11 protein-coding genes are annotated in these 11428 nt (G+C 54.9%); 7 read left to right on the top strand and 4 right to left on the bottom strand.

Going from position 1 to position 11428, the window contains the following annotated elements; genetic code table 11:
• Both AUQ42_RS16020 and AUQ42_RS14145 read left to right on the top strand, forming a co-directional pair.
• Nucleotides 1-450: hypothetical protein (locus AUQ42_RS16020; protein ID WP_231856778.1), on the top strand; the 450-nt coding region annotated here is incomplete at its 5' end.
• A gap of 183 nt (nt 451-633) precedes the next feature.
• Nucleotides 634-1944: a M23 family metallopeptidase gene (locus tag AUQ42_RS14145; protein WP_231856777.1), complete on the top strand. Its 1311-nt coding sequence runs from the start codon at nt 634-636 to the stop codon at nt 1942-1944.
• Between the two features lie 224 nt (nt 1945-2168).
• On the opposite strand, the gene AUQ42_RS14140 is transcribed toward AUQ42_RS14145, so the two are convergent.
• A complete protein-coding gene (locus AUQ42_RS14140) occupies nt 2169-3965 on the bottom strand; it encodes an ABC transporter transmembrane domain-containing protein (protein WP_068519707.1) in 1797 nt (598 codons plus the stop codon).
• A gap of 46 nt (nt 3966-4011) precedes the next feature.
• Complete coding sequence (cyaY, locus tag AUQ42_RS14135) at nt 4012-4344, bottom strand: iron donor protein CyaY (protein ID WP_228196492.1); 333 nt, start codon at nt 4342-4344, stop codon at nt 4012-4014.
• 278 nt (nt 4345-4622) lie between these two features.
• On the opposite strand from cyaY, the gene rpmE reads away from it, so the two are divergent.
• Both rpmE and AUQ42_RS14125 read left to right on the top strand, forming a co-directional pair.
• Nucleotides 4623-4847 carry a 50S ribosomal protein L31 gene (rpmE, locus tag AUQ42_RS14130; protein ID WP_068519706.1) on the top strand — a complete coding sequence of 75 codons (225 nt, stop codon included), beginning with the start codon at nt 4623-4625 and terminating at the stop codon, nt 4845-4847.
• Nucleotides 4848-5104: 257 nt separating this feature from the next.
• Nucleotides 5105-6925 (top strand): adenylate/guanylate cyclase domain-containing protein, encoded by a 1821-nt coding sequence (locus AUQ42_RS14125; protein ID WP_068519705.1) that lies wholly within the window; start codon nt 5105-5107, stop codon nt 6923-6925.
• 159 nt (nt 6926-7084) lie between these two features.
• On the opposite strand, the gene AUQ42_RS14120 is transcribed toward AUQ42_RS14125, so the two are convergent.
• Nucleotides 7085-7534 carry a DUF1465 family protein gene (locus AUQ42_RS14120; protein WP_068519704.1) on the bottom strand — a complete coding sequence of 150 codons (450 nt, stop codon included), beginning with the start codon at nt 7532-7534 and terminating at the stop codon, nt 7085-7087.
• 502 nt (nt 7535-8036) lie between these two features.
• Nucleotides 8037-8231, bottom strand: coding sequence for a DUF1192 domain-containing protein (locus AUQ42_RS14115; RefSeq protein ID WP_068519703.1), 195 nt, complete (start codon nt 8229-8231; stop codon nt 8037-8039).
• Between the two features lie 215 nt (nt 8232-8446).
• Between AUQ42_RS14115 and AUQ42_RS14110 the strand changes: the two genes are divergently transcribed.
• The 3 genes from AUQ42_RS14110 to AUQ42_RS14100 all read left to right on the top strand — a co-directional run bounded on the left by AUQ42_RS14110 (nt 8447) and on the right by AUQ42_RS14100 (nt 11420).
• On the top strand, nt 8447-9454 hold the full coding sequence (locus AUQ42_RS14110; protein ID WP_231856776.1) for an NAD(P)H-quinone oxidoreductase: 1008 nt from the start codon (nt 8447-8449) through the stop codon (nt 9452-9454).
• A gap of 308 nt (nt 9455-9762) precedes the next feature.
• Nucleotides 9763-10443, top strand: coding sequence for a DUF1013 domain-containing protein (locus AUQ42_RS14105; RefSeq protein WP_068519701.1), 681 nt, complete (start codon nt 9763-9765; stop codon nt 10441-10443).
• 167 nt (nt 10444-10610) lie between these two features.
• Nucleotides 10611-11420, top strand: a complete 810-nt coding sequence (locus AUQ42_RS14100) for a DeoR/GlpR family DNA-binding transcription regulator (RefSeq protein ID WP_068519700.1) — start codon at nt 10611-10613, stop codon at nt 11418-11420.
• Nucleotides 11421-11428 lie beyond the last annotated feature (8 nt).

Genomic DNA, 11428 nt, shown 5'->3' with positions numbered 1-11428 from the left:
AACCGTCCAGTCCGCGTCGCCGCATTCGCTAGCGCCGCACCCCGTCGGTGGAGGCGGGTTATAGGGCCCGCTCCCAAAACTGTCAAACCCTTTTTTGGAAAAAACTGCAGGAAAAATGCAAAAACATCACAAGTACGAAAAAGCACCGGAAACGGCGCAAAACAGATCACCGACCATTGGTTGAAATGGGCACATGACTTTTACACAGCACCCTGGAATGCAAGCCCGCCCGCCACCGAAACCTGGCGCGCCATTGCCACCGGCTCAGACGGTATTCGCGGCACATATATATGTATGCAAATCGATGCGGGCATTTTCCGATCCGCAAGGGCTGATTTCCCGGCGGATCAGCACGGGAAAAAGTGGCAATTTCAGCAGGCTGCCGATCTGCCTTGTTCTTGCCATTGTCGACTGGCATCTCAGCGCCGCCCATCAAGAGCAATGGCCTGAAAAACCTTCAACGGTTCGTAAAGGAAATCGCGCCATTATAATCCCATGGGAACGGATATGGTCGCTGCGAATTCGCGTTTCACATCGCTTGAGCTTTTATGTATAAGGTTTGAGCCGATGTTGCCACGAAGAGCAACGGGCTTGAGCGAACTGGTTATTGGTTATTAGGGGAGTTCTACGGCAATGGCCGGAAGAGACTTGGTTTCTATTGCTACTGTTATGGCAATTCTGGGGGGAACGGCCGGATATCTGTTATCCGATCATTATTCCAACGCCACAGATACTGCCCTTTCTGCCAGTGCAGCCGAAAGCAATGTTATGACCTCCCCGGTCGGGAGCGTAACCGAAACGGCAAGCATCCCCGACATCGAACCACGCCGCGAAACCGTGATCCTTGAAAAAGGATCCAACCTTATGGCGACCCTTACCGCAACCGGGCTTGAGCGGACCGTGGCCTATAACGCCATCGAGGCGCTGCGCGATGTTTACAATCCGCGCAAATTGCGGGCCGGTCAGGAGTTTGATCTTGTCTATTCCGCGCCGATGGAAGACAGCATCGAGCTTCTTGACGAACTGAGCTTCCAGCCTGATCCCGAGACCATTGTTTCCGTGTCACGGACCGATAGCGGTTTTGAAGCGTCGTCTGACAAGATCGAATTGACCACCAAAAAAAATGTCGCATCGGGCACCATCGAGCAGAGCCTGTTTCTGGCCGCCGAACGCAATGGCGTACCGATCCCGGTGCTGATGAGCCTGATCGAGCTTTATTCCTATGAAGTCGACTTCCAGCGTGACATCCAGCCGGGTGACAGCTTTGAAGTGATGTATCAGGAACTTGAAAACGACAAGGGCGAGCGCGTGCGCTATGGCGATCTGCTTTATGCGAGCATGACGCTGAGCGGCCATGAAGTGCGTCTTTATTCCTATACCGACAGCAATGGCGAAACCGACTTCTATAATCAGAAGGGGGAATCCTATCGCCGTGCCCTGATGCGTACGCCGATCAATGGCGCGCGTCTGTCTTCCGGTTTTGGCAAGCGCAAGCATCCGATCCTTGGCTATACCAAAATGCATAAAGGCATCGATTTTGCCGCGCCGCGCGGAACACCGATCTTTGCCGCCGGTAATGGCACGATTGCCAAAATCGGCCGCAATGGCGGTTATGGCAATTACATCCGCATCCGTCACAATGATTCCTATGAAACCGCCTATGCCCACATGAAGGGCTTTGCCAAGGGGCTGAAACAGGGATCGCGAGTCAAGCAGGGCGATGTGATCGGCTATGTCGGGACCACCGGCGCTTCGACCGGCCCGCATCTGCATTACGAGATTCTGAAAAACAACGCCCAGGTCAACCCGATCCGCGTCAAGATGCCCAGCGGCAAAAAGCTTAAGGGTGATGAGCTGAAAACCTTCCTGGCCGATGCCGACATCCTGCGCAAGCAATATGCCGAGCTGTCGCTTGATAACCGCAAGATCGCCAGCGCCCAGTAAGCATCATCGCAAAATCGCATCGCAAAAAGCCTGCCCGTTTTATCGGAGCAGGCTTTTTTGATGCCGGGGATACAGGAACGGGATACGTCAGCAGGCAGCACAAGTGCAAATGCGCCACCGGGCTGGCGGCCTGTTCAGCCCGCCCTGCCCGACCAAGGGCAGCGACGTCCGCCTGATAGCAGCCGGAACTTTCGCCGGGTCAGTCCGTAAACGTCGAGACCGGATCAGGCTGCGTCGCGGTCGAATTGCAGTTTGGCAAGACGGCCGTAAAGCGGTGATGCTTCGAGCAGTTCCTGATGGGTGCCAATCGCGACCAGCTTGCCATCATCAATCACCGCAATGCGATCCGCATGCAGTACCGTTGCCAGACGGTGGGCGATGACAAGGGTGGTGCGGTCTTTCATGATGGTTTCAAGGGCCTGCTGGACCACCTGTTCACTTTCGGCATCAAGGGCACTGGTCGCTTCGTCAAGCAACAGGATCGACGGATTGCGCAGGATGGCACGGGCGATCGCGATACGCTGACGCTGACCACCGGAAAGCCGGACCCCTTTTTCCCCGAGATAGGTATCAAAACCATCCGGCAGGCGATCAAGGAATTCGCTGGCATGAGCAGCATCGGCCGCAGCACGAACGTCCGCATCACTGGCATCGGGTCGGCCATAGCGGATATTGTCCCAGGCATTGGCAGCAAAAATCACCGGGTCCTGGGCAACAAGGCCGAACCGTTCACGTACCGCAACCGGGTCGGCCATGCGAATATCAACACCATCAACACGAATGGTGCCCTTTGCCGGATCATAGAAACGCAACAGCAACTGGAACACGGTTGTCTTGCCAGCCCCCGACGGTCCGACCAGGGCAACGGTTTCGCCGGGCTTGACCGAAAGCGTCAATCCTTCGAGGGCCGAACGGTCCGGACGGGCCGGATAGTGGAAGGTGACATCTTCGAAGCTGACATGCCCCTGATGGGGGACAGGCATCGGCTGTGGCGTTTCGGGGGCGGCAATCCGCGGTTCGGTTTCAAGCAGCGCAACAAGGCGTTCTGCCGCCCCGGCCGCGCGTTGCAGATCACCGATCACTTCGCTGATCGCGCCGACCGAGCCGGCCACCACCACGGCATAGAAGACAAAGGCAGAAAGTTCCCCGGCCGAGATGACCCCGTCAAGAACATCATGCCCGCCGATCCACAGGATGGTGCCAACCGCACCAAACACCATGACAATGACAATGGCGGTCAAAAGTGCCCGGGCCGAAATACGGGCCACGGCCGTTCTGAACGCGCCTTCGACATGATCGTTGAAGCGTTTGCTTTCGATATCTTCGTGGGTATAGGCCTGAACCGTGCGCAATGCATTGAGGGTTTCTTCGGAAAAGGCACTGACATCGGCAATCCGGTCCTGGGATTCGCGTGACAGGCGACGCACCCGACGGCCATAACCGACAATCGGCACCACCACCAGCGGCACCACCAGCAGGACCAGTGCTGTCAGCTTGGGGCTGGTGATTGCCAGCATCGTCAGACCGCCGACAAACATCAGCGCATTGCGCAGCGCGATCGAAACACTTGATCCGATGACCGATTGCAAAAGCGTGGTGTCGGTCGTCAGCCGCGACAGAACTTCACCGGTACGGGTGACTTCAAAGAATTCCGAATCCAGCCGGACGATGTGACGATAAACCGCAGAACGGATATCTGCGACCACCCGTTCACCAATCCAGGACACCAGGAAAAAGCGCATATAGCTGGCGCCAGCCAAAAGCAGGGTCACCGCAAACAGCACAAAAAGCGCGCGATCAAGCAACCCGCCATCACCGTCGGCAAAGCCTTCATCGACCAGCATGCGCAGACCATTGCCCAGCGCGAGCACGGTTCCCGATGCCGTCACCAGCGCAATCAGCGCACCGATCAGCTGTAATCGATATTTCAGAACAAACGGAACAATGGCCCGCAACGAGGACAGGTTCCGACTGGTTTCCCGGTCAATCAGTCTTGCAGAAGCAGTAGGTGTACGCGCCAAGGCCCTTTATCCCGCATGCATAGGGAACGATATAGCCGATCAGCGATCAGCCAAGATCAAGCTTGTTTCCGGTTTTCACCGCCAGATCGGCAGAAAGCTGATCATGGAGCGTGGTCGAACCGCGGGTCGAGGTCCAGGTTTCATTGTCTTCATCAAAGTCATAGTGACTTGCGCCACTGACCGGTGAGGACAACCAGACCTGACGGTTCGGGCCATGCTTGTTGATAATGAATTGTTCGCCCGAATCGAGTTCGATTGTCAGGATTCCGGATTGCAAATCGACTTCAAGGTCATCGCCCAGCGCGTCATCGATGACATCGGAAAGGGTCTCGATGGTTTCATCTGCAATCTGATGGAAGCGGGTTTCCTCAAGGGCCACAGTCTTGTTCTCCGTCTGTCGCCGGAAGCGCATCTGCCCCGGCAAGGCGATAATCAATTGTCGGCGCACCATACTATATAAAGTGTGCTGTGCAAGTATGCATAAGATACCGCTTGCGAGAAAAGCTTGAAACGTACGCGCGTGGCTGCTACATGACCGCGAGATCGCTACTGCACTCCCCTCATTTGGCGTTAATCGGATAATTCCCGGTTACAGGGGTTGCGCGAGCCGATTTTTTACACTATACACCGCGCTTCAAATTCCGGAGTGATTAGGCGATGAAAAAAGATATCCATCCCGATTACCATGAGATCACCGTTCAGATGACTGACGGCAGCACCTTCACCACGCAGTCGACCTGGGGCAACCCTGGTGACGTGATGAAGCTCGACATCGATCCGAAAAGCCATCCGGCTTGGACTGGTGTTCACCGTCTTCTGGACAGCGGCGGGCAGCTTGCGAAATTCAAAAAGCGCTTCGCTGGTTTCAATATCGGCAACTAAGCAAAGAACACATTCATGTGTTCTGTGGGATCAGCGCCCGTCGCATCTTGTTGATGCTGCGGGCGTTTTTCTTTGGCAGAACCATTGATTGCGCCCTTGCTCGCACTACGAAACCTGGAATGACCATAAGGATGATCTGCCATGCAGCATATCTGGTGGTTCTCCGGGCATTTTTTTGCCATAATTCTATTTCGTTTGGATAGGGTGGCACCTGACGTGCCGCCCTCTTTGGCTTGTCAAATCGACCAGGGTTATAGATGAACCAGGTGGCGGCGCGTAACCAGGTAAGTTATGAGGTCTATATCAAAGACCGTTCAGGCCGTTGGCAGATCCACGGCCACTTTACCGGTGCGCAAAAAAAGCAGGCCGAAGAAGAGGCAAAGCAAATCGAACGCGCGAAACATGTTTCGGGCGTCAAGGTGATTCGCGAAGTCTATAACCACGCGACCAACAGCTCGGACGAGTATGTGGTCTATGAGACCCGTGGCCAGGGCAACCTTGAAAACAGCAATGCCCAAAGCCGCCCCAAAGCCAACCGTCCCGCAGCGGCCCAGAAGCCGACCGCCCCGACACCCGAGCCGACAAGGCAAACCGAAAGCAATGGCGCGGACGCCAGCAGCAGCGATGAGGCAAAGGCACCGAAACCCGCAAGCCCCAAGCGCACATCCGCGGCAGAAAGCCAAAGCATTCTTGGTTTGGCCCTTAAGATGATGATCGCGTTTTGCGTGGCCATCGCCATCGGTCTGGCGACCATGCTGGTTGCGGCCAAAGGATTGGAATATCTGCCCAATATGGGCATGCAGATCAGTCAGGGCTTTTACGACAAAGCCAATTTCATGTCCTTTACGGTCGGTTTCCTTGCCAGTGTCGTGCCGATGCTGATGGCATTAACCAAGAAGTTCAAGGGACGCGCGCGCAGCAAGCCATCATCTGGTCGATCGCCAAAACCGGCCCGAACCAGCCCGGCACAGCGAAGCCGCGCCCGTGGAGCATCAAACAGCACGCCGGCATCCGGATCACGGATGTCCGCAGCCGAAATGGCGGCTGAACTTGAACGCGACGGGATGGCATCCGATACGGATGATGACACCGCGGACTCCGTTCAGGATCAAACCCCGGACGCCCCGATTGATGATACGCCCGACCGGCCACTGGTCGAAACGCGTGAAATGCGTGCAACCCGCGAGCAGATGAAGAACTTCATTTCCGGATCAATGCAGGCGATCAAACGCACGGTGCCGGTTCTTGATGCCTATCACAAATTTGGCGTCAATCTGTATGTCGCGGGCGCGTGCGATGCGTGTAGCGAGAAGAATGCGCTCGAACAAAGAGACGGCCGGGCCGTTTTGCGCGACTGCATTTCGGCGCTGGGCGCAAACAAGAATATGGCCGATACGTTTTGCAAGAATGTCGATGACTATATTCTTGAGCCGAAATACAAGGATATGTACGGCGCGGGCCGCGAATCGATGGATGCCTATCTGAAGGATGAGAAAAGCATCATGTCATCGGTATCGCGTGCGATAGCGAACTGGAGCGAAAAGCCCGCGGCCAATCCGCAAGGTGGCGCAGGCAAAAAGCTGCACGCGCTGATGTTTACCGACATTGTCAATTCGACGGCCAAAACCCAGGAACTGGGTGATCATGGTGCACAGCAGATGGTTCATATCCACAACCAGATTGTGCGCACCGCACTGATCAATAATTACGGCAAGGAAGTCAAACATATGGGTGATGGCATCATGGCCGTCTTCCCATCTTCTGCCAGCTCGGTCGAGGCTGCCATCGAAATCCAGAAGAATATGGCCAATCACAACGCCACCCAGGACCTGAAATTCCAGATCCGCATCGGGATCAATGCCGGCGAAGCCATTGCCGAAGAAAACGACCTGTTTGGCAGCGTTGTGCAGCTTGCCGCGCGCGTTTGCGCCCAGGCTGGCGGGGATGAAACGTTGGTGTCAGGCAATGTCAAAAACACCTATAGCGGCAGCCGTGCGAAGTTTGTTTCGATGGGCACACGCCAGATGAAGGGCTTTGCCGAACCGGTTGAGGTCTTTCAGGTTCAATCGCGTACCTGATCCGTATCTTTGCGGCACCGGGTCCCGCGCGGGAACGACTTGTTGCCCGCGCTTCGGCCTCTCCCCCACACATCTACTTACATGCGAGATTGCGCCAGCGCGTCGAAGCCACGCCCGGCCGTCAAGTGATCCGTTGATGTCAGGGATTAAAACGAGCTGTCAGTTTGCACAGCGTGCGGCGACCTGTAGCTCCATGCGCGCAGTACGCATATAAAGTGCCTGTGCCCGGTCCATCAGATCCAGCAATCCCGGCGACAGGAACTGACACGCGTCACTGCGTTCTTCGAGACAAATGCGCAGATCCACCATCAGGTCATCGGTATCGATTGCTTCTTCCCAGCCGATTTCGCCTTCTTCGACAGCACGTACCGCAAGAAGCCATGCCATTGCCCGGATCAGGCGCGTGGTCATGCGCATTTCTTCCAGACAGCGGACCATGGCTTCGCCGCTGTTGTTCTTTTTACGATGCTGACTTCTGTGAGCGGCGAGATAGTTACGGGCCTCGACAAGCAGGGTAAAGGCTTCGTCATATGTCCGCGAGAAATGAACAACCGCAAAATTGCTTTGATATGACGCCTTTTCGGACGCCGGTGGATGCTCGTGTGTCATCCTGTTTATATTGGAAAGGTGCCGAACTGCTTCAAGGCACGGTTCGGCCAAATAGAAAGACCGCCCACTTGCGGGGCGGCCTCACCTCAACCTGCTAAACTTGCCGGACTTTTTAGTTTTATTTTTCTTGGTGAGCGAACTTTAGCCAGCGGTTCATAAGCGGTCAAGGCTATTCATGGCACAAATGTGACAATACGTATTAACCCGTACCCTTTTGCACATTTTACAGATACGCATTGCCATGGCCCGCAGAACTACAAGCAATACAAGTAATTGAATATACAAGATAAAGAAAAAGAACCGCCCTAAAAGGGCGGCTCAGTTTAACAGGGAGGCATCGAAACATCACGTTCGACAAGGGGGTCAACAGATGACCCTCTATTCCACATATAAGACGGGAAGTTTAAATTTCAATTAACCCCAGGTTTAAAAAAATTATCCTCACGTCTAGTATTTGGAAAGTCCGTCAATCCTTGTTGCACCACCCGAAACTGTTTCGGACTTAACTTTTGAACAATGCTTCGGCCCCGGCATGGGCACCTTTGCGATGTTCAAGTGCCGCATCGACCCGTTTGATTTCCTGTTCCAGTGCGGTCCGGTATTCTTTCAGGCTTTCAACCGAAATGCCTTCGAGGCTGCGCGGCAGGCCAAATTCACGCTTGCTGACAATGCCAAGATCTTCTTCTTCCACACTCATCCTCCATTTCCTGCAGTCGCTTTTTTACCAACATCCCCTGCCCCGGTTCGGGTAACGGGATGTCGGTTTGGCTTGTGACCTGTTAGATTTATCGCACTGGTGTCCGGGCATTTTGGCGGCTAACTTGCGCCAAAGACCGGTTGACCATTTCAACAAAATTAACAGGTCCTGACCCTAGATAGGTACTAAATCCACAATTAGCCACGGAGGTCGCAATGTCGCACGCCCAATTGCCAACGAAAATGCAGGCTGTCGAAATTCGCAAGGATGCCGATGCCCCCTATCTGGCACTGGCCGAAGCCGATATTCCCGAAATCGGCGATGATGATGTTCTGGTCCGGGTTCGGGCCGCCGGGATCAACCGCCCCGATCTGATGCAGGTTGCTGGCATGTATCCGCCACCGCCGGGCGCATCCGAAATCCCGGGCCTTGAACTTGCGGGCGAGATCGTTGCAACCGGCCCAAAAGTAGGCGACTGGAAAGTCGGGGACAAAGTCTGTGCGCTGGTGACCGGTGGCGGGTATGCGCAATATGCTGCTGTACCGGCGGCGCAATGCCTTCCTGTTCCCGAGAACCTTACGATGGTTCAGGCCGCGGGCCTGCCTGAGACCTTCTTTACGGTCTGGCACAATGTTTTTGACAAGGCCAAGCTGACATCTGGTGAAACATTCCTGGTGCATGGCGGCACGTCGGGGATCGGCACAACAGCGATCCAGTTGGCCAAGGCATTCGGGGCCAAAGTGATCGCAACCGCAGGCAGCGATGAAAAATGTCAGGCCTGCCGCGATCTTGGCGCCGATGTTGCAATCAATTACAAAACGCGCGATTTCGTCGAAGAGGTGAAATCCGCAACCGATGGCAAGGGTGCCGACGTCATCCTTGATATGGTTGCCGGTGACTATGTCAGCCGCAATTTCAAGGCGGCGGCCTTTGACGCCCGCATTCTGATCATTGCCTTTTTGCGCGGCCCGAAGGCCGAAACCAATTTCACACCGCTGTTGCTTAAGCGCCTGACATTGATGGGCTCCACACTTCGTGCCCAGCCGGTGGCGAACAAGGGTGCTATTGCACAGTCACTGCGTGACCTGGTCTGGCCGATGATTGCAAACGGTCAGATTGCACCAGTCATCCACAAACCCCTTCCGCTGGCCAAGGCGGAGGAAGGCCATGGCATATTGAAGGGTGGCGCACACATCGGAAAAGTGATACTGGAAGTCAGTTGATCGTTTTTGGATATCGGTCCGAACCGTTTATCGGACCTTTCCATCGCAACATGACGATGTTTGCAGATCGAAAAGAAATATTCTTTTCGCAAGTCCGCAACAGATTGTTGCATTTACCCGCACATTGATCGAAAAGAACGCAATGGCGGGTCCGACGATGCGCAGCAACCCTTGGTTCACCCCTTGGTTGCCTTTGCAGCATTGCCGGACCACCAAAAGAGATTATATTCTGGGGCATAGATTCCCGCGCTTTTTGGGCTCATACCCATTGCCGGTCTCCAGAGAGAAAGAAGGAAACAGGAGGAATTATGGCACAGCCCCTCATGCCCAAAGCAACCGCTGTATGGCTTATCGACAATACCGGCTTGTCGTTCCGGCAGATTGCCGCCTTTACCGAGCTTCACGAGCTTGAAATCCAGGCAATTGCGGATGGTGACGTTGGCCAGGGCATCGTCGGTCTTGACCCGGTTGCCAACGGGCAGCTGACCAAGGAAGAAATCGCGCGTTGCGAAAAAGACCCGCGCGAATTCCTTAAGATGGCGAAAACCGATTTGCCGCGTCCGCGCGCGCAGTCCAAAGGTGCCCGTTACACCCCGGTTTCCAAGCGTCAGGATCGCCCGAATGCGATTGCCTGGTTGCTTAAGCATCACCCGGAACTGTCGGATGCACAGGTTTGCAAACTGATCGGCACTACCAAGGACACCATCGGTAAAATCCGCGACCGTACGCATTGGAATTCCGCCAATCTGACGCCGCGCAACCCGGTGACCATGGGTCTTTGCACCGAACTTGATCTTGAAAAACAGGTCGTGATCGCACGTTCGAAGAACCCGGAAAAAATCGCCCGCGATGTCGAGCCCGATCCGCTGCCCGAAGAATTGCAGATCAATCCGGAACCGGATTATCCGGGCAAAAAGACCGAAGAGAAAAAAGAAGAGCCGAAAACTTCCGATTACATGGAAGCGGCAGAAAACCTTTTCCGGTCCTGATACGTTTCAAAAGGTCGCCCACGGGGCGGCCTTTTTTCTTTGGGTTGCCCGGCACTTATTGCATAAAGTTTGTTTCACACGATTGCCGCTAAACCGTAACGCAACCGACATATGCGCGACATACCATTCGCCTGCTTTCGAACGAACAACACCGAAGAAACGTTTCCATGCAAAAACGTCCCACTGAACGCCAGGCTGGCATTGTTGAACTTGTCCGCGCCGATGGTTTCCGCACCATTGATCAGCTTGCTGAACGCTTTGACGTCACCCCGCAGACCATCCGCCGTGATGTGAATGCACTGTGTGACGAAGGATTGCTGCGCCGTCGCCACGGCGGCGTCGAACCGGCACTTGAACATGAAAATATCGCCTATCGGGCGCGCAAGGTTCTGAACGTCAATGAAAAGCGCAAGATTGCCGCCCTTGTCGCGCGTGAAATCCCCAACGGGGCGTCGCTGTTCTTTTCGATCGGCACCACACCGGAACTGGTGGCAAGCGCGTTGCTTCAGCATCGCGACCTGCGGATTTTCACCAATAATCTGAATGTGGCCTATGTTGCGGCAACCAATGACAGCTTTGACGTCACCCTGATTGGTGGCCGGTTGCGTAACCGTGACCGCGATGTTCTTGGCCCCGAGGTCGAGGCATTCTTTAACAGCTACAAGGTCGATTACGGGATTTTCGGCGTCGGCGGTATTGATCCCGATGGCAGTCTTCTTGATTTCGATGAACAGGAAGTCCGCGCCCGTTCGGCAATCCTCAAGAATGCGCGCAAATCATACCTTGTTGCCGATCATACCAAATTCGGCCGGAACGCTGTGGTGCGGGGTGGTTCGATCACCGATGTCAGTGCATTCTTTACCGACTGCCTGCCCCCTGATCACATCATGGCGATGATCAACCGTGCGGGCGTTACCATGCACATGCCCGAACCCAACGCGGAATTTCCGACCTTTTACGTGCCCGAAGAAGACTAGGCCGCAGC

This window comes from Thalassospira sp. MCCC 1A02491 (genome assembly GCF_001613785.1).
Taxonomy (GTDB): Bacteria; Pseudomonadota; Alphaproteobacteria; order Rhodospirillales; family Thalassospiraceae; genus Thalassospira; species Thalassospira povalilytica.
The sequence above is the reverse complement of the archived record's forward strand: the minus strand, read 5'-3'. Positions and strand labels throughout refer to the sequence as shown.